The organism is Cupriavidus sp. SIMBA_020, from assembly GCF_046535395.1.
GTDB lineage: Bacteria > Pseudomonadota > Gammaproteobacteria > Burkholderiales > Burkholderiaceae > Cupriavidus > Cupriavidus campinensis.
In genome coordinates this window covers 418,278-442,927 of record NZ_JAWRWU010000001.1, presented here as the reverse complement: position 1 = coordinate 442,927, position 24,650 = coordinate 418,278, and the positions used below count along the sequence as shown (strand labels likewise).

General features: G+C 66.6%; 24 protein-coding genes. 11 read left to right on the top strand and 13 right to left on the bottom strand.

The features are described 5' to 3' along the window. Window positions 1-9: 9 nt before the first annotated feature. Window positions 10-843, top strand: coding sequence for a universal stress protein (locus SB751_RS02020; RefSeq protein WP_144195964.1), 834 nt, complete (start codon window positions 10-12; stop codon window positions 841-843). A gap of 12 nt (window positions 844-855) precedes the next feature. Further along, window positions 856-2,214: an MBL fold metallo-hydrolase RNA specificity domain-containing protein gene (locus SB751_RS02015; protein ID WP_211942929.1), complete on the top strand. Its 1,359-nt coding sequence runs from the start codon at window positions 856-858 to the stop codon at window positions 2,212-2,214. Between the two features lie 15 nt (window positions 2,215-2,229). On the opposite strand, the gene SB751_RS02010 is transcribed toward SB751_RS02015, so the two are convergent. The 6 genes from SB751_RS02010 to SB751_RS01985 form a co-directional block, all read right to left on the bottom strand. Then, window positions 2,230-2,685, bottom strand: a complete 456-nt coding sequence (locus tag SB751_RS02010; RefSeq protein WP_144195960.1) for a universal stress protein — start codon at window positions 2,683-2,685, stop codon at window positions 2,230-2,232. Between the two features lie 125 nt (window positions 2,686-2,810). After that, window positions 2,811-5,084, bottom strand: a complete 2,274-nt coding sequence (locus SB751_RS02005) for a heavy metal translocating P-type ATPase (RefSeq protein ID WP_410747818.1) — start codon at window positions 5,082-5,084, stop codon at window positions 2,811-2,813. A 143-nt stretch (window positions 5,085-5,227) separates the two neighbouring features. Then, complete coding sequence (locus tag SB751_RS02000) at window positions 5,228-6,007, bottom strand: helix-turn-helix domain-containing protein (RefSeq protein WP_144195958.1); 780 nt, start codon at window positions 6,005-6,007, stop codon at window positions 5,228-5,230. A gap of 197 nt (window positions 6,008-6,204) precedes the next feature. Next, on the bottom strand, window positions 6,205-7,053 hold the full coding sequence (locus tag SB751_RS01995; RefSeq protein ID WP_144195956.1) for a universal stress protein: 849 nt from the start codon (window positions 7,051-7,053) through the stop codon (window positions 6,205-6,207). A 117-nt stretch (window positions 7,054-7,170) separates the two neighbouring features. Then, complete coding sequence (locus SB751_RS01990) at window positions 7,171-7,815, bottom strand: response regulator (RefSeq protein WP_410747750.1); 645 nt, start codon at window positions 7,813-7,815, stop codon at window positions 7,171-7,173. Between the two features lie 4 nt (window positions 7,816-7,819). Further along, window positions 7,820-8,944: a PAS domain-containing sensor histidine kinase gene (locus tag SB751_RS01985; protein WP_144195952.1), complete on the bottom strand. Its 1,125-nt coding sequence runs from the start codon at window positions 8,942-8,944 to the stop codon at window positions 7,820-7,822. Between the two features lie 264 nt (window positions 8,945-9,208). Here SB751_RS01985 and SB751_RS01980 point away from each other — a divergent pair, with 264 nt between their 5' ends. The 4 genes from SB751_RS01980 to SB751_RS01965 all read left to right on the top strand — a co-directional run bounded on the left by SB751_RS01980 (window position 9,209) and on the right by SB751_RS01965 (window position 12,106). Continuing rightward, on the top strand, window positions 9,209-9,520 hold the full coding sequence (locus tag SB751_RS01980) for a hypothetical protein (RefSeq protein ID WP_144195950.1): 312 nt from the start codon (window positions 9,209-9,211) through the stop codon (window positions 9,518-9,520). 36 nt (window positions 9,521-9,556) lie between these two features. After that, on the top strand, window positions 9,557-9,982 hold the full coding sequence (locus SB751_RS01975) for a universal stress protein (RefSeq protein ID WP_144195948.1): 426 nt from the start codon (window positions 9,557-9,559) through the stop codon (window positions 9,980-9,982). 160 nt (window positions 9,983-10,142) lie between these two features. Beyond that, complete coding sequence (locus SB751_RS01970) at window positions 10,143-10,448, top strand: DUF485 domain-containing protein (protein ID WP_144195946.1); 306 nt, start codon at window positions 10,143-10,145, stop codon at window positions 10,446-10,448. Beyond that, window positions 10,445-12,106 carry a cation acetate symporter gene (locus SB751_RS01965; RefSeq protein WP_144195944.1) on the top strand — a complete coding sequence of 554 codons (1,662 nt, stop codon included), beginning with the start codon at window positions 10,445-10,447 and terminating at the stop codon, window positions 12,104-12,106. The genes SB751_RS01970 and SB751_RS01965 overlap by 4 nt, the downstream gene beginning before the upstream one ends. On the opposite strand, the gene SB751_RS01960 is transcribed toward SB751_RS01965, so the two are convergent. After that, complete coding sequence (locus SB751_RS01960; RefSeq protein WP_144195942.1) at window positions 12,052-13,068, bottom strand: helix-turn-helix domain-containing protein; 1,017 nt, start codon at window positions 13,066-13,068, stop codon at window positions 12,052-12,054. The genes SB751_RS01965 and SB751_RS01960 overlap by 55 nt on opposite strands. 145 nt (window positions 13,069-13,213) lie before the next feature. On the opposite strand from SB751_RS01960, the gene SB751_RS01955 reads away from it, so the two are divergent. Then, complete coding sequence (locus SB751_RS01955; RefSeq protein WP_144195940.1) at window positions 13,214-13,813, top strand: PAS domain S-box protein; 600 nt, start codon at window positions 13,214-13,216, stop codon at window positions 13,811-13,813. A gap of 65 nt (window positions 13,814-13,878) precedes the next feature. Here SB751_RS01955 and SB751_RS01950 read toward each other — a convergent pair whose 3' ends face one another. The 5 genes from SB751_RS01950 to SB751_RS01930 form a co-directional block, all read right to left on the bottom strand. Next, on the bottom strand, window positions 13,879-15,093 hold the full coding sequence (locus SB751_RS01950; RefSeq protein WP_144195939.1) for a hypothetical protein: 1,215 nt from the start codon (window positions 15,091-15,093) through the stop codon (window positions 13,879-13,881). Between the two features lie 147 nt (window positions 15,094-15,240). Next, window positions 15,241-16,230, bottom strand: a complete 990-nt coding sequence (locus SB751_RS01945) for a Bug family tripartite tricarboxylate transporter substrate binding protein (protein WP_144195937.1) — start codon at window positions 16,228-16,230, stop codon at window positions 15,241-15,243. A 47-nt stretch (window positions 16,231-16,277) separates the two neighbouring features. Then, the gene (locus SB751_RS01940) at window positions 16,278-17,036 is read right to left on the bottom strand and encodes an SDR family oxidoreductase (protein WP_092292720.1); all 759 of its coding nucleotides are present in this window, start codon (window positions 17,034-17,036) and stop codon (window positions 16,278-16,280) included. Between the two features lie 38 nt (window positions 17,037-17,074). Then, complete coding sequence (locus tag SB751_RS01935) at window positions 17,075-17,758, bottom strand: fumarylacetoacetate hydrolase family protein (protein WP_144195935.1); 684 nt, start codon at window positions 17,756-17,758, stop codon at window positions 17,075-17,077. A 7-nt stretch (window positions 17,759-17,765) separates the two neighbouring features. Beyond that, window positions 17,766-18,719, bottom strand: a complete 954-nt coding sequence (locus SB751_RS01930) for a 2-hydroxyacid dehydrogenase (RefSeq protein ID WP_211942934.1) — start codon at window positions 18,717-18,719, stop codon at window positions 17,766-17,768. 107 nt (window positions 18,720-18,826) lie between these two features. Between SB751_RS01930 and SB751_RS01925 the strand changes: the two genes are divergently transcribed. Continuing rightward, entirely contained in the window at window positions 18,827-19,960 is a 1,134-nt protein-coding gene (locus SB751_RS01925) for a citrate/2-methylcitrate synthase (RefSeq protein WP_410747749.1), read from the top strand. A gap of 26 nt (window positions 19,961-19,986) precedes the next feature. Here SB751_RS01925 and SB751_RS01920 read toward each other — a convergent pair whose 3' ends face one another. Further along, entirely contained in the window at window positions 19,987-21,066 is a 1,080-nt protein-coding gene (locus SB751_RS01920) for an HAD family hydrolase (RefSeq protein WP_410747748.1), read from the bottom strand. A gap of 176 nt (window positions 21,067-21,242) precedes the next feature. Between SB751_RS01920 and SB751_RS01915 the strand changes: the two genes are divergently transcribed. From SB751_RS01915 to SB751_RS01905, 3 genes are all read left to right on the top strand, one after another. Next, window positions 21,243-21,494 (top strand): hypothetical protein, encoded by a 252-nt coding sequence (locus SB751_RS01915; protein ID WP_211942935.1) that lies wholly within the window; start codon window positions 21,243-21,245, stop codon window positions 21,492-21,494. A 21-nt stretch (window positions 21,495-21,515) separates the two neighbouring features. Continuing rightward, entirely contained in the window at window positions 21,516-22,430 is a 915-nt protein-coding gene (locus tag SB751_RS01910; protein ID WP_144195928.1) for a YihY/virulence factor BrkB family protein, read from the top strand. Between the two features lie 220 nt (window positions 22,431-22,650). Beyond that, window positions 22,651-24,528, top strand: a complete 1,878-nt coding sequence (locus tag SB751_RS01905; RefSeq protein WP_410747747.1) for an AMP-binding protein — start codon at window positions 22,651-22,653, stop codon at window positions 24,526-24,528. Window positions 24,529-24,650 lie beyond the last annotated feature (122 nt).

Sequence of the window (24,650 nt, the reverse complement as noted above, 5' to 3'; positions counted from 1 at the left end):
CCTTACGACATGGACTTCAAGACAATTCTGGTGGAAGTTGGCCGCGACGCGGGCTGCCGTGACCGCCTGCGCGCGGCTGCGCGCCTGGCGTCCGCCTTTGGTGCACACCTTGCCGGCGTCACGGCGACGGGCGTGCCGCTAGGGCATCTGCGCGGTTCGGATGACGATGGCCCACGTCATGCGGCCCTGGCACGCGACAAATTGCGGGCCGAAGCTGCCGCATATGGCGACCTGATGAAGGACATGGTGGCCGAGATGGGGCTGGCGATATCGTTTGCGCATGAGGCCGTCGAGGATGAAGCGCCCCGGGCCTTCGTCACACGCGGAAAGCTGGCCGATCTCAGCCTGCTGGCGCAGCGCCCGCCGTGGGACGGCGTGCCGCCGGTGGTGCCCGATGTACCCGAGCAGGTGATACTGAGCGCCGGGCGGCCGGTCATGGTGCTGCCCCAGGCGATGCGGGCGCTGCATGGTGGCCACATGGCCATCGCCTGGGACGGGGGGCGCGAGGCGGCGCGAGCCGTCGCCGACGCGCTACCGCTACTGCGGCGAGCCCGGCAGGTCACCATCCTCACGTCCGAGGATGGCCACAGGCATGGGATGCCGGGCACGCCACACGCCGGCCTGGAGGCTTATCTGCGGCGGCACGGCATCGACGCCGCGAGCCGTAGCTTGCCTACCGACCGCGCGCCGCGAAAGGCGATCCTCTCGTGCCTGGAGACACTGGCGCCAGATATGCTCGTGGCCGGCTGCTATGGGCACGCCAGGCTACGGGAGCTGGTCATCGGCGGCACGACCCGCACCTTGCTGCAGCGGTGCGAGGTGCCATTGTTCATGTCGCACTGACGGAGACCGACGATGCAACTCCAGTTCCTCGGTGCGACGGATACAGTGACCGGCTCCAAGTATCTGCTGGACACCGGCCGGAGCCGGATTCTGGTCGATTGCGGTCTGTTCCAGGGTTATAAGGCGCTACGCTTGCGCAATTGGGACCCCTTTCCGGTCGATCCGGCTTCGCTCGATGCGGTGGTGCTCACGCATGCCCATATCGATCACAGCGGCTATCTGCCGCTGCTGGTGCGCAACGGCTTCCGCGGTCGGGTCTTCTGCACCATGGGCACCGCGCAGCTTTGCGGCATCCTGTTGCCCGACAGCGCGCATCTCGCCGAAGAAGACGCCAACTTCGCCAACCGCAAGGGCTTCTCGCGCCACCATCCCGCGTTACCGCTCTATACGGCCGCCGACGCCGCGCGCGCGCTGCGTCGGCTCGAGCCCACCCGATTCGCCTCCCGGGTGACGGTGGCGCCCGGCGTGGAGGCGGAGTTCCACCGGGCGGGGCACATCATCGGCGCGGCGATCGTGACGCTGTATGTGGAGGGCCAGCGGATTGTGTTCTCGGGCGACCTCGGCCGCCAGCATGACGTGGTCATGCGCCCGCCGGAAACCATTGCCCGGGCGGATTACCTGCTGGTGGAGTCCACCTATGGCGACCGGCTCCACCCTGCGACAGACCCCGTGGACGCCCTGGGCGAGATCATCGATGCCACGATCGGCCGGGGAGGGAGCCTCATCGTGCCGGTGTTCGCGGTAGGCCGGGCCCAGTCCATCCTCTATTGCCTCTACCGCCTGCGGCAGCAGGGGCGCCTGCCTGACGTGCCGATCTACCTCAACAGCCCCATGGCGATCGATGCCACGCAGATCTTTTCGCTGCATCCGGAGGAACTGCATATTCCGCGCGAGGCGTGTGCGGCGGCGTGTGCGATGGCGACTCCCGTGCAGACCATGGAGGAGTCGATCGCGTTGAATCACGTTGGCAATCCGAAGATCATCCTCGCGGGCAGCGGAATGGCGACTGGCGGGCGGGTTGTCCACCATCTGGAGACCTACGGGCAGGATGCACGCAGCACGATCCTGCTGTCGGGATTTCAGGCCGCCGGCACGCGTGGCGCGGCACTGGCCGCCGGCCGGCGCACGCTACGCATGCACGGGCAGGACATTACCGTGTGCGCTTCGGTGGCGCAGATCCAGCACTTGTCGGCGCATGCCGATGCAGATGAACTGATGGTCTGGCTGCGGGGCTTCAGTACGCCGCCCCGGCGTGCCTTCGTCGTGCATGGCGAGCCGGAGGCCAGCGATGCACTGCGCCAGCGGATCGAACGCGAACTGCAGTGGCATGTCACGATGCCCGAGTATCGGGCGTCGTACCCGCTGGCGTGAATCTGCGGCGCCCGTTCAGGCGTCCCGTTCGCTGCGTACCAGCAGCACGGGCTTGTTCGTCTTGGCAATGACGCCTTCGGACACGCTTCCCATGATGATCCGCCTGACGCCCCGGCGGCCGTGCGTGCCCATCACGATCAGGTCTGCGGGCCACGTGTCCGCTTGCGCCACGATCGTCGACGAGATCTGCCCGGGTGACACCGGCCGTTCGATCACTGCGGTGGTGCAGCGCACGCCCGCATCCCGGAGCCGTGCCGCCACGCGGCTCAGCGTCTGCTGCCCGACGCTGAAGAGGTCGCGCAGGATATCGTCCGGGTTGATATGGCTGCCCTCGAAGAAGAGTTCGCTATCGTCCACGACGAAGATCGCCTTGACTTCGGCGTTCATGGTCTTGGCGACAAGAATAGCCTGCGAGATCGCAAGGTCGGAGGATGGGCCGCCGTCGACGGCGAGCAAGATGCGTTCGTACATGGAGAATCCCCTGGTAGCCGTTGGAGCGCTGCATGGGGCGTCGCCGCGTGGCATGACGCCTTGCATCCAGCATAGGCGGGGCGATTGCCGGGGCTTTGCGCCAAGTCAAGGCTGCCGGTGCGATCTCATCCTGGTGCCTCGCCCAGCACGTGAAACAGCTCGTTCTCCTGCGAATAGTGCAGGCGCAGGATGGCCTCCAGGCCGTAGAGCAGTCGCTGCACCTCGCGGATCTCGCTGCTGTCGGGGCCGGAGGGGAGCATCTCCCGCACGATCAGGTCGAGCTGGCGGGCGGTGCGAAAGATCTCTCGATGCACGGCACTCAACGCCGCCAGCGGATCCTCGCCGCCCAGCCGCCGCGCGATGCCGGGATAGAGGTTCCAGTCGTCATCGCGCTCGTGGGGGAGGATGTTCTCGGCCAGAAGCTGCACCACGGCCGCCAGCTCGGATTTCATTTTGCCGGGATCAAGCTGCGGAAGGGTTGCCGCCAGGGTCCGGATCTGGTCGAGGTACTGGCCGAGCTCCACATGCTCGTGCTGGAGCCTGGCCACCTCCGTAGCAGGCAGGGAATTCGTCGACTTTGCGGGCGACAGGCGCAGCGCGCGCAGTGCATTGAGGATGACGGCGACATCGATCACCTCCTGCAAAACCGCGCCGGAGAACGGGGGAAGATATCCGGCCAGCGCCACCAGCATGCCGAGGAACGATAACGACATGCCGACCATGACGCTCTGCCAGGCGATGCGGCGAGTGCCTCGGGCGATGGTGACGGCGTCGACCAGGCGGTCGAAGCGGTCGACGAGCAGGACAACATCCGCAGCCTGCACGGTGGAGGCGGCGCCTCGCGCACCCATGGCCACCCCGACGTCGGCGGCAGCCAGGGCCGGGGCGTCATTGGTGCCGTCTCCAATCATGATCACGGTTCCCGACGCCCGCGCGCGCTTGATCTTGTCCAGCTTGTCCGCCGGAGACTGCTCGGCAAAGACCTCCGTGATGCCCAGGATCTCGCCGACGGACTGCGCCATGTCGATCTGGTCGCCGGTGAGCATGGCCTGACGCTGAATGCCCAGCTCCCGGAGCATGCGCAGCGCGCGGGGTGCCTCCAGGCGGATACCATCCAGAAACTGCAGGAGGCCGGCAAGGCGGCCATCGATGCTGAGGAACACGGTAGAGGCGCCTTCCGGGCGCATGCGCTTCAGGGACGCGCCTGCCCAGGACGGAAGGTCGCCTGTGCCGAGCACATACTGCATGGCGCCCAGCTTGATATCCAGGCCGCCGACCATGGCTTGTACCCCGGATCCTGGCACTTCTCGCACGTTCGCGGGGGGCGCCAGCTGCAATCCCCGCTCGCGCGCCGCCACGGCAATTGCGTCGGAGATAACGTGCGTGGAGGCACAGGCGACGGACCCGGCAAGGCGGAGGATCTCGTCCGACTGGAACGAGGGGGCGCAATCGACGGCAGCGAGGTGGGCGCGCCCGCTGGTCAGGGTGCCGGTCTTGTCGAAGAACAGGGTGTTCGCGACGGCCAGACGCTCGAGCGCGCCGCCGCCCTTGACAAGCACCCCCCTTTTGGCACAACGGGACATCCCCGAAACGATCGCAGTGGGTACCGCCAGGATCAGGGGGCACGGCGTTGCAACCACGAGTACAGCGAGACTCCGCAGCGGATCGCCGGTCCAGATCCAGCCCGCGGCCGCCAGCAGCACCGCGACGGCCATGAAGGCCACGGCGTAGCGGTCCGCGAGCCGCGCCCCAGGGCTGCGCTCCTTCTGGGCGGCTTCCACCATCCGGACGATGCCTGCGAAGGTGCTGTGTTCAGCGGTGGCACCGGCGATCATTTCGACGGCCGCGCCCGAGTTCAGCACGCCGCTGCTGACTGCCTCGCCCGCCGCCCGTTTCCGGATTGCGGCCTCGCCGGTCAGGGTGGACTCGTCAAGGTCGGCCGGCTGGCTGAGCGTGCCGTCGACCGGGACGATTTCACCATGCCTGACCATCAACTGGTCGCCAACGCGTACGTCAGCGAGGTCGATGTCCTGCCACTGCTGCCCGTCGAACCGGTGCGCGCGCTTCGGCGCGTGGGCGAGCAGTGCGGTGATCTCCCGTTGCGCGCGCGCTTGCGCGTACGACTCCAGCATGCGCCCGCTGGCCAGCATGAGCGTAATGACGGACGCAATCAGCGATTCGCCGAACCAGAGTGCGAAGCCAATGGAGAGGAGGGCGAGCAGATCGACCCCGGCCTGCCGTCGCAACAGCGATCTTGTGCAGTCGACGAGCAAGGCGAGGACATTCGGGGCAATGCCGCCGATCCAGATCCAGCGAGCGAGGTTCGCATCGCCGAACTGGCTGGCCGCCCAGCCGCCAAGGAGAGTCAGTGCTGAGATGACCAGTAACAGCAGATTCATGAAGTTGGCTTTTCGCCATGTGCGAGTGGGATGGCGCCTGGCGCCGGCACTCGCCATGGCGCTGCAATCAGTGTAGGTGCTGAGGTGACGAATGCGGCTGCTGAGAATCATTCGCGATCCGCTCCCTCCGTCCCGGCGGTCATCTAGATCTGCGCCAACGCCTCCGGGTCGAAGATCTCGATCTGTTTGCCGTCGACCCGCATCAGCCCTTCGCGCTGGAATCGGGAGAAGGTCCGGCTGACGGTCTCGAGCTTGATGCCGAGGTAGCTGCCAATTTCCTCACGCGTCATGCGCAGCGTGAACGACCGCGCCGCGTACCCCCGCTCAAGCAGGCGCCGCGAGAAATCGACCAGGAATGACGCAACGCGTCGTTCAGCGGTCATGCCGGAAAGCAGGACCATTTGCCTGGAACTACGCACGATTTCACGGCTGAGGGTCTGGTTGAGGTGGTGCTGCACGCTGCGCACGTCGTGACAGAGCGATTCCAGCGAGGCAAAGGGGATGATGCAGACCGCACTGTCTTCCAGCGCGATGGCATCGCAATCGTATTGCCCGCTGCCGATGGCGCCCAGTCCAAGCGTTTCGCCTGGCAGGATGAAATCGCTGACATGTTCCAGGCCATCTTCGTGGCCGGCAACGGTCTTGAACGATCCCGAGCGCAGGGTGTACAAGCTGTGGAACTTGTCGCCGACGCGGAAGAGATAATCGCCGCGATGGATCATGCGCCATTGACTGACAACCCTTTCGAGGCGGGGCAGTTCATCTTCGCCCAGGCACGACGCAAAACAGAGCGCCCGGAGACTGCAAAGCGAACAGTTCGCATTCATCTGCCTTGGCGCTTCGCCGAGGCGCGCATAAGCCGCCAATAGGTCGTCCGCGCCTGGCGAATGCGATGCTTCCAACACCTGAGTGGATCCGTACATGATTGCTTCCTCCTGTTGAGGCTGCAGTGGGCGCGGACTTGAGTCCTGCGCCGGCGGTCGCATCAGACGTGAGCCGTTGGATTGAGTATTGACGAGCGCGAGGTCGAGCGAAATCAGCAACGGCTGAGACCAGCGTCAGGAATGAGTCGGTTTCTGTCAGGGTAACCTGACATGGCGGGGATGAAGTGCCGGGATATCTAGCAGGCGAAGAGCGTGGGAATCGGCGATTTGCTCAGCAGCGTGTCGGCGACGCTGCCCAGGACGTTATCGCGCATGACGCGGCGCCCGTATTCCCCACAGACGAGGAGGTCGGCCTTGCGGCGCGCAGTCAATTCCAGCAGGGCGTCGCCCACACTGCCGGATTGATGGACGGTCATTTCCGTCAGCGTCGCTTTCACGCCATGGCGGGAAAGCCAGCTCATCGCGTAGCTTGGCGGCGCGGCACCTGGGTGGCGCCCCAGGCCGTCAGGCGGGCAGGGTACGAGGTTCACGCGGCGGGCGAGCCGGAGGAAGGGTAGGGCGCTCCGCAGCGCCCGTGCCGATTCGCGGGTGCCGCTCCACGCCACCATGGCCGATGCATACGGCCACGGGGCTGCGGCAATCTTGCCGCCGGCGGGGAGCACCAGCACCGGCGGGCCCGTGCCCACGATCGTCAATTCAATGAACCGCCGTGTGGCAGAGGCGCCGACCTCCCCTGGCGCCGGCTGGCCCACGATGATGAGATCTGCCAGCCGGCCTTCACAATGCATGGCATCGATAGGCGTGCCTTCCCCGACGCGCCAGTCCACCGCCACGGGCAGGTGCTCCGTGGCGGTGTCAAAGGCCAGTCTGGCCGCATCACAGTTGGCCGAGAGGTCGGCTGCGATGCCGCTCCGCACGTGTTTGCCATTGTGGTGGTGATCGGTCCCGGCCGGGGCGTCGGCATTCTGCGAAAGCAGGCCGATCAACGTGGCATGGAATGCCGTAGCGATCGCCACCGCATGCGAGAGCCTGGCCGCGGATTGTGGGGATGCGTCCACATGGATGATGATGGCCGAGATGTCCATCCAGGCTCCTTGGCAAAGGGTCGAGCACGGGGATGGCTTCACTCTAAGTGAGTGCGGAAGGTCGACGTTGCGATACATCAACGTCGAATGGCTTTCCCATCCTTTGACGCCAGGGGGCTAGATTTCTGAGTCGTCGGGGAAGAGGTTGGCCTGGATGGCGTAACGCACCAGTGCCGCGTCGCTGCGCAGCTGCAACTTCTCGAGCAGGCGCATCTTGTAGGTACTGACGGTTTTCGCACTCACGGAGAGGGCCTCGGCGATCTCGGTCAGGGACTCCCCGTTCACGATGCGGCGGAAGACTTCGAGCTCCCGGTCCGACAGGCCGGTATGGGGGGCGTCGGGGCGCTCCTGCAGGCCGAGGGCGAGTTTCTCCGCCATTTCCGGGCTGACGTAGGTGCCGCCACCGGCAACCTTCCGGAGCGCGTCAATGAGGTCGGTCGCCGCACTGTCCTTGGTCAGGTAGCCGGCGGCGCCGGCGCGAAAGGCGCGGACGACGTACTGTTCCTCCGCATGCATGGTCAGCACGAGGATGCGCGTGGCGGGATGATCGGTACGCACCAGTCGCACCAGTTCCAGGCCGCTGCGGCCAGGCATGGAAAGATCGAGCAGGATGACATCCGGCGTAGTTTCCCTGACCACATGTGACACCTCCGATGCCTTGGAGGCCTCGCCAACGACCCCCACATCGGATTCCCGTTCGAGAATATGCCGCAAGCCGTTACGCACGACGGCATGATCGTCTGCAATCACCACACGTATCATGGCATTACCTCGTCTCGGCAAACCTGGTGGGAAACCGCAGGGAAAGTTCGAAGCCCCGGCCCGGGGTATTGGCAAGAGACAAGGTGCCGCCAAGCAGGCGTGCGCGCTCCCGAATACCGAGTAATCCAAACGAGCGACGGGCAGGGTCCTTGATCTCGCCGTCCCAGCCGTCGCCATCGTCTCGCACAGACAGGACATGGTCGTCGTCGGCCTGATGCAGGTCGATCCACACGCGGCTCGCGTTGGCATGATGGACGACGTTGTTCAGGGCTTCCTGAACGATCCTGAACACCGCGGTCGCTGCCTGATCGGACACCTCGACATGATCCGGCACATGGGTGTCGACGGAAATGGCGTAACGATGGCTGAAATCCTTTCCCAGCCAGTCGAGTGCCGCAGTCAGGCCCAGTTCATCCAGGAGGGCTGGCCGAAGGTCTGCCGAAATCTGTCGGACGGCGGCAATGGCGGCATCGAGCCCGGCGTGCATGGCGGCGGCCTGACTGCAACTGCCGGTGGAGGCGCCCTCCCTGCGCAGATCGTTCTCCAGCATGACGAGGTCCATTTTCAGGGCGCTCAAACGCTGGCCGATGTCGTCATGCAGTTCCCTGGCCACCCGCCGTTTCTCCTCCTCCCGGGTGGAGAGGATGCTGTCAGAGAGGGCCTGCAGTTCTTCCCGCGAGTGACGCAACCTTGCTTCGGCGCGCACGCGCTCCGTGACGTCTCGCAGCATGACGGTGAACAGCTTGCGTCCCTGGCTGTCGCTGGTTTGCGAGATGGAAGCCTCGATCGGAAATTCACTGCCGTCCCGACGCAGGCCGAAGAGGGTGCGCTGCTGGCCCATTTGTCGATCCGACACGCCGGTGACGCCGAAGCGCTTGACGTGCGTCGCATGCGAGGCCCGGAACCGGCTCGGAATCAGCAGGTCCAGCGGCTTTCCGACCGCCTCGGATGCGGAGATGCCAAACAGCGCTTCAGCCATGGGGTTGAAGAGCACAATGCTTTGTCCCTCGTTTACCGAAATAATGGCCTCCATGGAGGTGCGCACTATTGCGGAAAAACATGCCTCGTTCCCTGTGATCTGATCCGGCAGGATCCAGCGGCCATCCGCATTCGGTGTGGGGAGCGTCATTTTCGGCTCATTTGGAGGTGGCGCGGGCTGGCACCTGCGCCGGAGGCCCGATGGCCCGGCTCATCACAATATAGCTTCTTCCAGTGAGAAATATGACGTTGAGAGCGTGCGCGAATACTGAGAATCATTAGCGCCACCACGCCGTGACCCCTCGGCATCGTGTCGCTTATCCGCTCGGCGGGGCGGCTTGATATGTATCAAGCCCCGCCGGGACGTGGCACCTAGTCTGGACTCAAAGCCATCTTGTGCTTGAAGGAGACCAGAATGAAACGGATGACCTTAGTGGCTACGGCAGCAGTCGTTGCCCTCCTGGCGGCACCCGCCATGGCGCAGAAGAACTACACGGATGGCGGCGACTTGTATGGCGGCTCCCATACGACCAAGGCAAAGCCGTCGTCGCCTGAAAAGGGGAAGGAAGGTGCCAGCAAGGCCGGGAATTTCGACCCGTACACCGATGGCGTGAGGACGAAGTCCAACGCTGCGCCGGCGAAGAAGCTGCCGGACGAGCGGCCCCAACCGGACGATGTGGCGCGGTCGGGCAAGTTCGATCCCTACACCGAGGGACAGAGCAAGTAGACGGCAGGACATTGCCATTGGTAGAGGAGACAGCTCATGTACCAGAAGATTCTGGTTGCCGTCGATGGGAGCCAATGCGCGGCGAGGGGCCTCGACGAGGCGATCAAGCTGGCGGCGGCCTTCGATGCCGAACTTGAGATCGTGCATATCGTCGACCCCGGCTATGAGGAGGAGGGCGTGCGGGCCAGGCTTGTCGCAGAGGGCAAGAAGCTGCTGGCGGATGCCCTGGCGAGCGCGGAAGCGAGGAATGTTCGAGGCCGCGTCGTGATGGTCGATGACATCGACGCGCCGGGAAACATCGCCGGCCAGCTTCGGCGCATCGTGGAGCGCAGCGATGCGCAACTCGTCGTGACCGGCACGCACGGGCGCAGCGGCCTGAAGAGCCTGTTGATGGGCAGCGTTGCAGAGGAGATCGTGCGCCATAGTGCCGTTCCGGTAGTGCTCGTGCCGCAACGCCGCTAGCCGCATGCGCGATGCGCCGCGCCAGTCACCGCGCGTGTAAGACCTGGGTAAGGGGTAGCGATTAACCTAGCGGCATGGATTGCGATGACATCCATCGCGTCCAGCACTGCGCCGCCCAAGGCCGGCGATGACGAAGCAAAAGAAATGGCAGGAGACATCGATGAATGAAGATCTGGTCGCAAGACTCAGGGCAAATCCCGCATACCATGAGCTTGTCCACAAACGCAGCAGGCTTGGCTGGTCCCTGACCGCCGTGATGCTGATTGTCTACTACGGGTACGTCCTGCTGATCGCCTTCGACAAGGAACTGCTTGCGACGAGAATGGGAAGCGGCGTGATGACATGGGGCATGCCGATCGGCTTGTTCGTGATTGCATTCACGGTGGCCATCACCGGCTTCTACGTGCGCCATGCCAACGCCTCGTACGACAAGCTGACCGAGCAGATCAAGCGGGAGGTGGCATGAAAGCCCACCACGCCATCGTCGCCAGCGCGGCGCTGCTGCTGGCATCGGCCGCCCTTGCAGCGGGCGGAGACCTCGGGCAGATGCAGCGGCAGCCGACCAACTGGACGGCAATTGGCATGTTTTCCGTGTTCGTCATTGGCACGCTGTTCATTACCAAATGGGCGGCAACCAAGACAAAATCGGCAGCCGCTTTCTACACCGGTGGCGGCGGCATCACCGGATTCCAGAACGGCCTGGCAATTGCTGGCGACTACATGTCGGCGGCCTCGTTTCTCGGCATTTCGGCGGCAGTCTTCACCAATGGCTATGACGGCCTGATCTACTCCATCGGCTTCCTCGTGGGCTGGCCGATCGTCACCTTCCTGATGGCGGAGCGGCTGCGCAACCTGGGCCGCTTCACCTTTGCCGATGTTGCTGCCTACCGCTTCAAGCAGGGGCCGATCCGCGCGTTCGCGGCATCGGGCACGCTGGTCGTGGTTGCCTTCTACCTGATTGCGCAGATGGTGGGTGCCGGGCAACTCATCAAGCTGCTGTTCGGGCTGGAATACTGGATCGCGGTGGTCATCGTCGGTACGCTGATGATGGTGTATGTCCTCTTCGGCGGCATGACCGCGACGACGTGGGTGCAGATCATCAAGGCCTGCCTGCTGCTCGCCGGCGCGTCTTTCATGGCCTTCATGGTGCTGGCCCAGCACCAGTTCAGCCCGGAGGTCCTGTTCGCCAAGGCCGTGGAGGTCCACGCGAAGAAGGACTCCATCATGGGTCCGGGGAACTTCATCAAGGATCCCATCTCGGCCATCTCGTTCGGGATTGCGCTGATGTTCGGCACGGCCGGGCTGCCGCACATCCTGATGCGCTTCTTCACGGTGCCCAATGCCAAGGAGGCGCGCAAGTCGGTCTTCTGGGCCACGACCTGGATCGGCTACTTCTATATCCTGACCTTCATCATTGGCTTCGGAGCCATCGTGCTGGTGGGGACGAATCCGACCTTCCAGGATGGCAGCGGCAAGCTGCTTGGCGGCGTCAATATGGCGGCCGTCCATCTGGCCAGCGCGGTCGGCGGAAACGTGTTTCTCGGCTTTATCTCGGCCGTGGCTTTCGCCACCATCCTGGCCGTCGTGGCCGGCCTGACGCTTGCCGGTGCATCGGCCGTGTCGCACGACCTGTATGCCACCGTGTTCAAGCATGGCAATGCAAGCAGTCGCGATGAGCTGCAGGTATCGCGTATCACCACCGTCATCCTCGGTGTGGTCGCCGTTGTGCTCGGCATCGTCTTCGAGAAGCAGAATATTGCCTTCATGGTATCGCTGGCCTTTGCGGTGGCAGCTTCGGCCAACTTCCCGGTGCTGTTCATGTCAGTGCTGTGGAAGGGTTGCACCACACGCGGCGCGACGATAGGCGGCTTCATGGGGCTGTTGTCGGCTGTCGTGCTCACGATCCTGTCGCAGGCCGTTTGGGTCGATGTGTTCCACTTCAAGAGCGCACCGTTCCCCTATACGTCCCCGGCGTTGTTCTCGATGACGATCGGCTTCCTTGGCATCTGGATCGTATCGGTGACCGACAAGTCGGCAAGAGCGCGCCTGGACAAGGCCGGCTTCGAAGCTCAGGAACTGCGTTCCGAGACCGGAATCGGTGCGGTCGAGGCAGCCGGCCACTGAGTTCCCAGCGTGGTGGACGGCAACTCGCCGAACAGCTGGCAGTAGTCCTGTGCAAACCGGGACAGATGGAAGAAGCCCCAATGCATGGCGACTGACGAGACCGTCGCGCTGGTGCCGCGCCCGGCCTGCAAGGCCCGGCGCGCGCCATTGAGCCGCCGGATCCGCAGATAGGCCAGGGGCGACATCCCGTAGTGCCGCTGAAAGGCCCGTTGCAGCGTGGCGCGGCTGACATGGAGCGCCTGGCACAGCGTCATCACCGTCCAGGGTTCGTTCGGGCTGCTGTCGATCAGCGCCCGGGCGTGCTGGGTGATGCGGTGCATGTTGATGACGTGGACCGGCGTTGCGCCGGACGGCGCCCTGACGAGGATTTCCAGTGCGCGCTCGAGCACGACGTCATCCAGGTACTGTCGATTGACGGTGGCGGTCGGATCGGCTGCCGCGCGGTCGCGCAGCGCCATCAAGGTATCCGCCATCCGGTTGAGTCCCGCCGCGTCCAGTCCATCCAGGAAAACGGGCCGATTACCGTTGGCCGGCATGTCATAGCCGAGCACCTCGGCGGCCTGCATCAGGCGGCGCTGGTCGAAACCGAAATACAGGATCTCGCTGGGCGGAAGCTGGACTTCGTAATCCCTTCCCCCCGGCATGTAGCCGACGCTCTGGCCAGACAGCGTATCCAGCCCGCACCGCCCCCGGCCAGACACCTTGCGGATCAGGCTGATCGTGCAATAGTCGGTCGGGGAGTGCTGCTGCTTCAGCACCGTGCGGTTCTGCAACTCGGTGACAACGAGTGTGTGATCCGTCCGCAGCATCCGGAATCGCCCGGCAAAGGCGCCGCCATCGAGCTGGTCGTACTGCATCGGCATCCATTGGCGCTGGATGCGCGCGGCGTCGTCCGCGTCGGACGTGGCAACGTCCAGCCAGCCGGCGGCATGCCGGTCGGGGAGTCGGTTCGGTTCGGCCATGGGCAGATGAGCGATTTCGGATAGGAGGCGGCGGGGCGCTGCGCTATTGTCCCGAGCGACCACGTCGAACCCCCGCAACACTACTCGATCGATTGCTCCCGCGCACGGCAGTTGCGTTGCCGCAACGCCGTCGCCCCCCAACCCGATGACGATACTTCTCAAGGAGGATGGCGCGATTGCGCTGGCCGACAGCCTCCCCGACGCCGTCTTCCTGGTCGACCAGACCGGCGAGATCCGCTACGCCAACACGGTGTGCGAGGAAATCCTCGGCTACCGGCAGTCCGATCTGGTCGGCCAGTTCGTGCTCGAACTGGTGGTGCCGGCAGACCGGGAGAAGACGCTGCGCGAGGCCGGCCGGGTCCTGGCCGGCAACAAGCGCGTGGGCTTCGAGAATCGCTATCGGCACCGGAATGGTGCGGACGTCCACCTGTCGTGGTCGGCCCAATGGCACGCGGCGCACCAGCTGCGCATTGGCGTGGCACGGGACGTGACCGCGCTGCGGCAGGCGCGGGCGATCCCGCCCCATCCGCCGGACCACGCGAGTCGCCTCGACGCGCTCGCCCCACACGAACGCCGGGTGCTGAACCTGCTCCTGACCGAAGCCGGCGAGAAGCAGATCGCCGAACGCCTTGGGCTGGCTGTTTCCACCACGCACTCCTACATCACCGGCATCTACCGCAAATTTGGCGTGCGCGGCCGCGCCGGGCTGATGAGCCTGTGGCTGCGGCACCTGCTGCACGACTGACACCCTGGCAAAAGAACGCCGGCCCGAGGGCCGGCGCAGAGTGATGCCCGGTGGTTCAGCAAAGGTCAGGACGCGCGGCGGCACGTGCCCTGGAAGACGCTGCTGTCCGTCAGGTTGAGCCACGCCAGCGAGTCGGCGCCCGTCTTCAGGAGGATCTGGCCGAAAGTAGGCGGCGCGGCAGCCGGATCGTCCGGGTCGGCGTCCGGGTCCCCATTGATGGCCAGCGCCACGCCATTCAGCGTCATGCCACCCTGGAACGCATTCAGCATCAGCGGCAGGGTCAGTGCCTTGCTGGCGGTGGTGAGCTTGCCATCGGCAATGGTCAGCGTGTCCCGCACCAGCGTGCCGTCCATCACCGCCGCCGCGCCGTCCATCACGCGGTTTGCGCGCGAGCACGCCCAGGTGCCGTCAAGCTCCCCGGCGACCAGCGCCGTGGCCGGTTGGATGGTCCAGGTGCCGGTGGCGACCGACCCTGCCTCGGCGTAGTTCATGTCGAAGCGCAAGCCGCCGGTCGGGTTGACGAACAGCCGCCCACGGAAGTAGCCGCCGCCGTTCATCACCAGGTCGTAGGCACCCGGAAAGCGTGTCTGGTCGGCCAGCGTCAGCTTGCCCAGTTGCGGGGTCACGCAGGTGACGAGATCCGCGTCGGTGCACAGTTCGACGTTGCCCTCGGTGTCGAAGCGCATGCCGGCCGCCGTGCTGACGGGGCCCACCAGCGGCTTGCCAGTGGCCTGATCGTAAATCCCGAAGTTCATCAGCACGTTGTAGCCGCCGGCCAGGCTGCTCAGCGCCGGCGCGGTGAGGGGGGCAACGTTCGCGGCGATGTCGCCGGCCAGCAGGCCGGTGCTGGTGCCCAGCAGGTTCGGCACGCCGGAGATCTCGCCGAACAGGCCATCCACGCCCTGGCGGAACGTCAGTCCGATGCCGGCCAGCCTGGCAGTCAGGGTGGCCGGTGGCGGGTCCGCGCTATCGGCCTCGAGACCGCTCACGGTGTAATTGCCGTCCGTGCTGGTGTAGTTGCCGATGACCGTGCCACGCAGGCCAAAGGCCGAGTCGACAAAACTGAGCGTGACCCTGCCGCGGGACGGCGCGTCCACGGTAAGGGCGATGGTGTCCCCGAAAGACAGCGTGCCCGAGTACTTGATCGGCAACGGCGGCGGTGGCTCGGCGGGGGCCGCCGGCGTTTCCGTCTGCACGGGTGCCTGCCCGTCACCGCCCCCGCAGCCGGCCAGGGCGGCCCCCACGACCAGCGCGCCCATCAGATATTTCCACTTCAGCATGGCTATAACCCCTTCTTCCCATTGTCCGTTTGTCTTGTCGCCGCCAGACGCGGCTGACGGCGGTTGCAAACGGTAGCAAGGATCCGGGGTGCATCACCATCCTGCTAATCAGAGGGGCGCCGGTCGAAGATCGCCAGCGGGTACGGATTACTCCGCCTCGATCCCGGCCTGCTTCACGACCTTGCCCCACTTCGTCAGGTCGGACTGGATCAGGGCCGCATAGGCCTGCGGCGTGCCGCCCTGCACCTCGATGCCGGCTGCTTCCAGCTTGGCGCGCACCTCGGGCAGCTTCAGCGCCGCGTTGATCTCGGTGTTGAGCTTGGCGACGATCTCCTTCGGCGTGCCGGCCGGGGCCAGGAAGCCGCCGTTGGTGTTGGCGTCGTAGCCCTTGAGCCCCTGTTCCTCGGCCGTCGGCACGGTGGGCAGCGCCTTGGAGCGGTTCCGGGTGGAGACCGCCACGGCGCGCACGTTGCCCGCCTTCACCTGCTCCTGGATGGCGCTGATGGTGTCGATGTAGAGCGCCGTGCGGCCGGCCACCAGGTCGGGGTGGGCGGCGGACGAGCCCTTGTAGGGCACCAGCAGCACCGGCGCGCCGCTGACCATGCGGAACATCTCGGCGGCCATCTCCTGCGCGCTGCCACGGCCGGACGTGGCCACCTTGGCTTCGCCGGGGTTGGCCTTCATCCACGTCACCAGTTCAGGCATGGTCTTGACCGGCAGCTTCGGGTAGATCGCGAACACCAGCGGAATCTCGTGGGTGTAGACGATGGGCTCGAAGCTCTTCTGCGGGTCCCAGCCGAGGTTCTTGAACAGGAACTTGTTGATGTTGTGGCTGCCACCGACGATGCCGATGGTGTAGCCGTCCGGCTTGGCGTTGGCCAGCACCGCCGTGCCGAGGTTGTTGGACGCCCCCGGGCGGTTCTCGACGATGAATGGCTGGCCGAACTTGACCGAGAGCTTCTCGCCCACGACGCGGGCGATCAGGTCGATGCCGCCGCCGGCCGGGGCCGGAACGATGATGGTGACCGGGCGGCTCGGGTAGTTGTTCTGTGCCGAGGCCAGCCCCGGCGCCACGATCAGCGTGGTGGACAGTGCAGCGGACAGGGCAAGGGTCTTGATGAGAGGGGTGAAATGCATGGTTGTCTCCGTTCGATTTCTGGTCAACTTTTGTTAACTCTGTGATGTCAGCCGCGCCCGACGAAAGGCATCGCGCTGGCCATGACGGTCATGGTCAGGACATTGGCCTCAAGCGGCAGCGAGGCCATGTGGCGCACGGCATTGGCAACATGGGTGGCATCCATCATCGGCTCCGGCGCGGTGGTGCCGTTGGCCTGCAGCACGCCGCGCGTCATGCGTTCGGACAGCTCGGTCAGCGCGTTGCCGATGTCGATCTGGCTGGCCACGATGTGGTAGGCGCGGCCGTCCAGCGCCAGCGCCTTGGTCAGCCCGGTGACGGCGTGCTTGCTGGCCGTGTACGGCGCCGTGAACGGGCGGGGCGTGTGCGCGGAGATCGAGCCATTGTTGATGATGCGCCCGCCCTGCGGGGACTGGCGGCGCATCAGGCCGAAGGCCGCCCGCGCGCAGAGGAAGACGCCCGTGACGTTGGTGTTGATCACGTTGAACCACTTGTCCAGCGGCAGCTCGTCCATCGGCACGGCGGGGGCGTTGACGCCGGCGTTGTTGAACAGCAGGTCCAGCCGGCCGAACTCGCGCTCGATGGTGTCGAACAGCGCCTGCACGCTGGCCGGGTCGGTCACGTCGGTGGGCGCCGCCATGGCGGGCTGGCCGCGTTCGGCGGCCTCGGCGGCCAGCGCCTGCAACGGCTCGGCGCGCCGGCCGGCCAGCACGACGGTCCAGCCGTCATTGAGCAGGGCGATGGCCGTCAGGCGGCCCACGCCGCTGCCGGCGCCGGTGACGAGGGCGATCTTGCGGGGTGCGTTCAAGGGGGTCTCCTATATATATATGTTGTGGCGGATGGTCTTCAGCGGGCGACGGTCAGCGCCAGCTCGCCGATCCCCGCCACGCTGGCCTGAATGACATCGCCGGGCTGCAAGGGCCCGACGCCCACCGGCGTACCGGTGAAGATCAGGTCGCCCGGCATCAGCGTCACGGATCGGGACAGCATCGCCACCAGCTCCGGCACCGGCCAGAGCAGGCCGGAGAGGTCCGCGCGCTGCCGCTCGACACCGTTCACGGCGAGCTGGATCGCGCCTTCGTGCGGATGGCCGCAGGTGGCGGCGGGCACGAGGGCGCTGCACGGCGCCGAGTGGTCGAAGGCCTTGGCGGGCTCCCAGGGGCCGCCGACGCGCTTGGCTTGCTGCTGCAAGTCGCGCCGGGTCAGGTCCAGTCCGACGGCATAGCCCCAGATGTGCTGCGCCTCGGCCTGTGCCGGATCGATGTCACGCCCGCCCTGGCCGATCGCCACCACCAGTTCCACCTCGTGGCAGAACTCGGTCGTCTCCGGCGGATAAGGCAGCTCGCCCCGGGCCGGCCCCACGGCGGTCGCCGGCTTCATGAACCATGCAGGCATGGCCCGGGGCGCCGGCTCGGCCGGGTCCCATCGATAGTTGCGGCCGATGCAGAAGACCCGGGCGATGGGAAACCGCGCCGTGTCACCCGAGACAGGCAGCGAGACCGGTGGGGCCGGTGGGAAGACGAAATCCATCGCGGTCTCAGGTGGTCAGGCTCATGGCCGGACGCTCGCCCGCCAGCCCCTGCGCCACGCTGTCCAGCACCATCTGCACCATGGCGCCGCGCGTCTCCCAGGTGGCGCTGGCGCGGTGGGCCTGCAGCGTGGTGCGGTCCGACTGGCGCAGCGCCAGCGGCACGCGCGGTTCGTCGACGAACACATCGAGGCCCGCGCCCGCGATACGCCCGGCGGCGATGGCATCGGCCAGATCCGTTTCATTGACCAGCCGGCCGCGCGCCACGTTGACGAGGTAGCCCTGCGGGCCGAGCGCTTCCAGCACGGCGGCATTGATGATGCCCTCGGCCTTGTCGGCGGCGGCGCACAGCACCAGCGCGTCGCTCTCGCGGGCCAGATCCAGCAGGTTCGCCACGAAGGTGTGCGGCACGTCGTCCATGGCGCGCAGGTCGGTGTAGCGGATGGGGCAGCCGAACGCCGCCGCCCGCGTGGCCACGGCGCGCCCGACCCGGCCCATGCCGACGATGCCCACGCGCATGCCGCTGAACCGGCGCGCCAGCGGAATGGCGCTGGGCTGCGGATGCAGTTCCCACTGGCCGTCCCGCACGAAGCGGTCGCCCGCGCAGATATTGCGGCAGGCGGCAATCAGCAGGCCGATGGCCAGATCCGCCACGTCTTCGGTCAGCGCACCCAGCGTGGCGGTCACCGCCAGGCCGCGCTCGCGGCAGTAGGCCAGGTCCACCGCATCGGTGCCCACGCCATTGACGGCGACCACCTTCAGGGCCGGCAGCTGTTCCAGCATCGCCCGCGAGATCCCGGTGTGGCCGCCGGTGATCACCGCCTGGATGGACGCGCCGTGCTCGCGCAGCCAGCCCGCCTGGTCGGCAATCTCGAAGTACTTGTGCACCACGTAGCGGCTGGCCAGTTCGTCATTGGCCGCCGGGATCAGGATCGGGTTCAGCTGGAGGATTTGCGGCTTCATGTGCGTGAGGCTGGGGGGTTGTTGATGGATGCATGGTATGTAATAGTTGATTAACGAGGCAAGATTGATATATAAAATCAACATAAATTCGTACGGGAAGCGTCACCATGGGAACCTGGATATCGATGGACGAGGCGTGCAGCCGACTTGGCGTGCGGCCGCAAACGCTCTATGCCTACGTCAGCCGGGGCAAGCTTGAGGTCATGTCCGACCCTGCCGACACGCGGCGCAGCCTCTATCGGGCCGAGGATGTGGCCGGCCTCGCCCGGCGCAAGCAGGCCGGGCGCAAGCACGAGACGCTGGCCACCAACACGCTGTTCGGCGCGGAGCCGAGCATCCCCACCGCGCTCTCGACCTTCGTGCGCGAGCGGCTGTACTACCGGGGGCAGGACGCCGTGACGCTGGCCGGATCCGCCACGCTGGAAGAGGTGGCGCACCTGCTGTGGGACGCCGAGCAGGTCGTCGACTTCTCATCGATGGCCGGCGTCGCCGAGCCCGGGCGCGTGGCGGCCTTCCATACGCTGGCCACGCTGGCGGCCACGGGCCATTCCACGCATGGGCGCATGACGCGGGTGTTGCATCTGGAAGCGCAGGAGTTGGTGGGCCAGCTGGCCAACGCCTTTGGCGCGCAGGCGGGGCAGCAGCCCTTGCACCTCCGCTTTGCGCAGGGCTGGCAGCAGTCGCCGCAGGTGGCGGATCTGCTGCGGACCGCGATGGTGCTGCTGGTGGACCATGAGCTGACCAGTTCGGCGTTCGCGACGCGTATCGCGGCGTCCACGGGCGCCTCGCTGCCGGCCTGCCTGCTGGCGGGGCTGACCACGCTGTCCGGGCCGTTGCACGGCGATGCGTCCGGCCGGGTCAAGGCGCTGTTCAACGAGGTGGAGCGGCTGGGCGAGGATCAGGTGATTGCCCACTACCTGTCCACCGGATTGCCGCTGGCCGGGTTCGGCCATCACCTCTATCCCGATGGGGACCCACGCGCGGTGGCGCTGCTGGCCCTGTTCGATCCGCCCGACGTCATCACGCGCTTTATCGAGAAAGCCACCCGGCTGACCGGCCTGCAGCCCAATATCGACGTGGCGCTGGCGGCGCTGGTCATCCACTACCGCCTGCCGGACGACGCCGCGTTCGCCATGTTCGCCACGGCGCGCAGCATCGGCCTGCTGGCGCACAGCCTGGAGCAACTGGGGGTGGGGCAGGTGATCCGCCCGCGCGGGCGCTACATCGGGATCATGCCGTAGCGGGCAGGGCGCGCGGGGCGCTAAGCCTATCGCTTCGGGTACACCGCCTGCCAGTCCTGCTTCATGCTGATGACGGTCCAGCCGCGCACCTTGGCGGCGTCGAGCGCCTTGTCCAGCTTGCCGATCTTGGACGCGCGGTCGTAGGCGAATTCCCGCTCGGCATCGTCGTGATGCACGAGCACGGCCAGACGCGGGCCGTCGCCGGTGGTGGTGTATTCCAGCATCTGGAAGTCGCCATCCGAGTTGCCCACGGCCAGGATCGGCCGCCGGCCAATATGGCGATAGATGCCAACCGGCTTGCCGGGGCCATCGTTGATGAACTCCAGCTTCGGGTCACGCACCAGCGCCGGCTTGCCGTTGGACATGCCATAGCGCACCGCCTGCGTCGAGCCGACCACCTGCTCGGGCGGAATCCCGTACGCCTGCTCCACCCAGGGCCGCATGAACTCGATGGTCCCGCCGGACACGATATACGTCTTGAAGCCGTTCGCGCGCAGGTAGGACAGCAGCTCCAGCTGCGGCTGGTAGACCAGATCGGTGTAGGGCCGATTGAACTTCGGGTGGCGCGCGCTGGCGATCCAGTTGCGGATGGTCTTGTCGTAGTCGTCCACGTTCATGCCGCTGTTGGCGACGGCAATCAACTGCAGCAGCTGCTTCTCGTTGGCGATCACCTTGGCCAGGTCGTTGGCCATCAGGGCCTTGAAGGCCGGGTTGTTGCGCCATTCCGGATGCTGGGGCGCGGCGGCCCTGACCTGATCGAGCAGGAAGAAGAACTGGAAGTAGAGCGGCTGCTCGCTCCACAGCGTGCCGTCATTGTCGAAGGCGGCCACGCGCTGCTCGGGCGGCACGTAGGTGGGCGAGCCCTGGCGCGTCACGTCGGAGACGAACTTGACGATGGCTTGCTTCGCGGGGCCGTCGCGCCAGGAGGGCAGGGCGTCGGCCTGCGGGGCGCTGGCGGAGGCGGACGTCGATTTGGCCGAGGGGTCCGCGGGCGCGGTCGAGCATCCGCCCAGTCCTACGCCCGAGGCCGCCAGTGCGAGCAGCATGGCGGCAGTGGCGGCAGCACGTGGCAGATCGGCTTGCATCCAGCGCGAAGGGAAGCGCATCGAGGTCTCCTGTGATGGATTGGATACATTCCAATATAGGCGGCGTACGGGCGGGTGTGTAGTTTTTGCCGGTTGGCGGCTCGCCCGCAACCCGCCCGGTGGTGCTGGGCCGTGTCCCGGGGCCGGGTATGGAATTCGCTTCTCTTGGTTCCGCTATGCCATGACCGGAGACGAAAATGACCAAACCAGCCGATGGGAAACTCACCGAACACGGCGATGCGCACAGCGTGCACCGCCGCAGCGACGGCGGCGTCTGGCCCGATGGCACGCCGCGCGACCCCGCCTCGGGGCCGCCGCACTATGGCGAAGACAACCGGGACCAGAAAAAGCCGCGCGACCACGGCAGCGACTGGGCCACGTCCGACCTCGTGAAGGATGTGCCGGGCAAAGGGCCGGTACCGGTGGGGCAGGACCAGCCGAAGAAGTAGATCGACGGAACAGGCGCGGCGATGCGCTGGCGACCCATCTCCCTCCGTCAGGCCTACGGCCTGATGCGCGACAGCGTGACCGCGTGGATGGACGACTACGCGCCCAGCATGGGCGCCGCGCTGGCCTACTACACGGTGTTCTCGATCGCGCCGCTGCTGCTGATCGTGATCTCGGTGGCCGGCATGGTGTTTGGTGCCGAGGCGGCGCGCGGCGCGGTGATGAGCGAGTTCACCGGGCTGATCGGCGCGGAAGGCGCGGCGGCCATCGAGAACATGCTCCTCGCGCTCAGCGACCCCGGTCTGAGCACGCTGACCGCGCTGGTCGGCACGGTGACGCTGTTGATTGGCGCCACCACGGTGTTCGCCGAACTACAGAGCGCACTGGACCGTATCTGGCAGGTGCCGGAGCGCAAGAAGGCGTCCGGCATTCTGGCGTTGCTGCGCGCGCGGCTGCTGTCTTTCGGGATGGTGCTGGGCATTGGCTTCCTGCTGATTGTCTCGCTGCTGGCCAGCGCCGGGCTTGCGGCGCTGGGGCGGGTGTGGGGGCCGCTGTTCGACGGCGAACTGCTCGGCCATGCGCTCGACCTGCTCGTCAGCGTGGCGCTGGTGACCGTCGTCTTCGCCATGATCTACAAGATCATGCCCCACGCCGCCGTGCGCTGGCCGGACGTCTGGCTCGGCGCCACCGTCACCGCCGTGCTGTTCAGCATCGGCAAGTTCCTGATCGGGCTCTACATCGGCAAGAGCGGGGTGGCGTCCGGCTATGGCGCGGCCGGCTCGCTGGTGGTGCTGCTGATGTGGGTCTACTACTCCGCGCAGATCTTCCTGCTGGGGGCGGAATTCACCTGGCTCTACGCCAACCGCTACGGCTCGCTCAAGCACGCGGCGCCGCGCGAGGCGCCGGCGCCATCCGCCACACCGACCCGGGTGCACTGATTCTTCTCCTTGTCAGCCGCTGCGCCGTGCATGACTGCGGCGTGACTGACACCGCAGAGGTCGCGATCATGCAGCCGAAGCGGATCTATACTCGCTGGCCTGAATTGCCAGGGGGCGAAGATGGATGCATCTGCCGAGGTAAGTGGCCTGGACGCATGGTTCCGCCGTCGGGTCAGGCAGCGGCCTGACGCCATCGCGCTGGTCTACGGCTGGGCGGCACGTGTCCTATGCCGCGCTCGATGCCCGGGTCCGCGCGGGCGGGAGTTGCCTGCCGCTGGATCCCGATGCGCCCGACGCACGGATTCGCCTGATGCTGGACGACCTCGACGTGCGGATCGCCGTGTCGACGGCCGGCGATCGCGCCCGCCTGGGCGCGGTGGCCGATTGCCCGGCCGATTGCCCGGCCGATTACCTGACGCCGGGGGCCGAGGCCGCCGGCAGCATCGCCATGCCGGCAGCGGGTCTCGCGCATCGGACCCATGTCCTCTACACCTCGGGCACCACCGGCCAGCCGAAGGGCGTGGAGATCCTGGCGCGTGGCATTGTGCGGCTGGCCTGGCAACCGCGCTATGTATCGCTGAATGCCGACGACCGGATCGCGGCCATCGCGAATCCCACCTTCGACGCCGCCCTGTTCGAGACCTGGGGGGCGCTGCTGAACGGGGGCACCGTGGTGTTCCTGCCCGGGCAGACCTGTATCGACCCCGCCACTTTCCGGCATAGCCTGCGCGCGCAAGGCGTGACGACGATGTTCATCACCAGCGCGCTGTTCAACCATACCGTGCACGCGTGCCCCGATGCGTTCGCCACGCTGCGTACGCTGCTGGTCGGCGGCGAAGCGCTCAACGCCCAGGCGATTGGCGCGGTATTGCGCAGCGCGCCGCCGGCCCGGCTGCTGAACGCCTACGGCCCGACCGAATGCACGACCTTCGCCACCTGTCACGCCATCACGCTGCATGACGCAGAGACCGGCGCGATCCCGATCGGCCAGGCCATCGACGACACCGTGGTCCATGTGCTCGATGGCGACCGGCAGCCGGTGTCGCCAGGCCAGATCGGCGAGATCCATCTCGGCGGCGCGGGGCTGGCGCGTGGGTACTGGCAGCGTCCTGCGCTGACGCGCGAGCGCTTTGTCGAGGTCGATCACCTGGCCGAAGGCAGGCCGCTGAGGCTGTACCGGACCGGCGATCTCGGCGCGTGGCGGCCGGACGGCACGCTGGCCAAGGTGGACCGGCGCGCGCTCCGTGACCGGCTCCATGACCCGCTCCATGATTCGCTCCATGATTCGCACCCCCAAGCGATGGCGGTGCGGGGAACCACGGAGGCGATGCTGCGCGATGCCTGGCGGTGCGCGCTCGATCTGGACAGCGTGGCCGACGATGACGACTTCTTCGCGCTCGGCGGCGATTCGCTTCAGGCCGCCAGCCTGATCCTGCTGCTCGGCGAGCGGCTGGGCCGCCCGCTGCCGGTGCAGGCCCTCTACGACGCCCCGACGCCGGCGAAGCTGGCCACCTGGCTCCAGCGCCACGGGCAGGGCGGGGGTGACGAGGCCCAGGCGGGCAGCGGCGCAGCCGAGCGTGCGCGCCTGCTGGCCGATGCCCGGCTGCCCGACGATATCGGCCTCGTGTCCGGTCCCGTATCGGGCCCAGTATTCGGCCCGCCGGCGCCGTGGTGCGGCGCGGGCGGGGGCCGGGTCTTCCTCACCGGCGCGACCGGCTTCCTCGGCGCGTTCCTGCTGCGCGACCTGCTGCGCTGGCCCGGGGTCAGCGAGGCGATTTTCGCGTTCTTCGGCATGCTGCGCGCCTGCGGCTATCCGCTGCAGTCACTGCCGTATGCCGACTGGCTGCAACGGCTGGCAGACTCGGCCGATCTGGCAGGCAATCCGCTGCGGCCGCTGCTGCCGTTGCTGACGGAACCGGTCTACGGCCGGCTCACCCGCTGGGAAGTCTACGAGGGCATGCCGCGCTACGACGCCACGCATACGGCTCGCGCCCTGGCGGTGGCCGGCGGGCTGGCCTTTCCCCGGCTCGATCGCGCGCTGATGGCGCGCTATCTCGACGTCTGGATGGGGCAGCGACCGGTTCCTGATACCCGGTAGCCGGGTGCTGTCCGGTCCACATGCACCATCCGCGTGACTTCGTATTTGGGCATTTCGCATCCGCGTTCTATCGTTAAGTGCCGGCCCCGGCGCAGGACCTGTTCGATGCGGCAGCCCAAGGA

Coding starts and splice junctions, on each gene's coding strand:
- SB751_RS02020 (WP_144195964.1), top strand. CDS start 10: ATGGACTTCAAGACAATTCTGGTGGAAGTTGGCCGCGACGCGGGCTGC.
- SB751_RS02015 (WP_211942929.1), top strand. CDS start 856: ATGCAACTCCAGTTCCTCGGTGCGACGGATACAGTGACCGGCTCCAAG.
- SB751_RS02010 (WP_144195960.1), bottom strand. CDS start 2,685: ATGTACGAACGCATCTTGCTCGCCGTCGACGGCGGCCCATCCTCCGAC.
- SB751_RS02005 (WP_410747818.1), bottom strand. CDS start 5,084: ATGAATCTGCTGTTACTGGTCATCTCAGCACTGACTCTCCTTGGCGGC.
- SB751_RS02000 (WP_144195958.1), bottom strand. CDS start 6,007: ATGTACGGATCCACTCAGGTGTTGGAAGCATCGCATTCGCCAGGCGCG.
- SB751_RS01995 (WP_144195956.1), bottom strand. CDS start 7,053: ATGGACATCTCGGCCATCATCATCCATGTGGACGCATCCCCACAATCC.
- SB751_RS01990 (WP_410747750.1), bottom strand. CDS start 7,815: ATGATACGTGTGGTGATTGCAGACGATCATGCCGTCGTGCGTAACGGC.
- SB751_RS01985 (WP_144195952.1), bottom strand. CDS start 8,944: ATGACGCTCCCCACACCGAATGCGGATGGCCGCTGGATCCTGCCGGAT.
- SB751_RS01980 (WP_144195950.1), top strand. CDS start 9,209: ATGAAACGGATGACCTTAGTGGCTACGGCAGCAGTCGTTGCCCTCCTG.
- SB751_RS01975 (WP_144195948.1), top strand. CDS start 9,557: ATGTACCAGAAGATTCTGGTTGCCGTCGATGGGAGCCAATGCGCGGCG.
- SB751_RS01970 (WP_144195946.1), top strand. CDS start 10,143: ATGAATGAAGATCTGGTCGCAAGACTCAGGGCAAATCCCGCATACCAT.
- SB751_RS01965 (WP_144195944.1), top strand. CDS start 10,445: ATGAAAGCCCACCACGCCATCGTCGCCAGCGCGGCGCTGCTGCTGGCA.
- SB751_RS01960 (WP_144195942.1), bottom strand. CDS start 13,068: ATGGCCGAACCGAACCGACTCCCCGACCGGCATGCCGCCGGCTGGCTG.
- SB751_RS01955 (WP_144195940.1), top strand. CDS start 13,214: ATGACGATACTTCTCAAGGAGGATGGCGCGATTGCGCTGGCCGACAGC.
- SB751_RS01950 (WP_144195939.1), bottom strand. CDS start 15,093: ATGCTGAAGTGGAAATATCTGATGGGCGCGCTGGTCGTGGGGGCCGCC.
- SB751_RS01945 (WP_144195937.1), bottom strand. CDS start 16,230: ATGCATTTCACCCCTCTCATCAAGACCCTTGCCCTGTCCGCTGCACTG.
- SB751_RS01935 (WP_144195935.1), bottom strand. CDS start 17,758: ATGGATTTCGTCTTCCCACCGGCCCCACCGGTCTCGCTGCCTGTCTCG.
- SB751_RS01930 (WP_211942934.1), bottom strand. CDS start 18,719: ATGAAGCCGCAAATCCTCCAGCTGAACCCGATCCTGATCCCGGCGGCC.
- SB751_RS01925 (WP_410747749.1), top strand. CDS start 18,827: ATGGGAACCTGGATATCGATGGACGAGGCGTGCAGCCGACTTGGCGTG.
- SB751_RS01920 (WP_410747748.1), bottom strand. CDS start 21,066: ATGCGCTTCCCTTCGCGCTGGATGCAAGCCGATCTGCCACGTGCTGCC.
- SB751_RS01915 (WP_211942935.1), top strand. CDS start 21,243: ATGACCAAACCAGCCGATGGGAAACTCACCGAACACGGCGATGCGCAC.
- SB751_RS01910 (WP_144195928.1), top strand. CDS start 21,516: ATGCGCTGGCGACCCATCTCCCTCCGTCAGGCCTACGGCCTGATGCGC.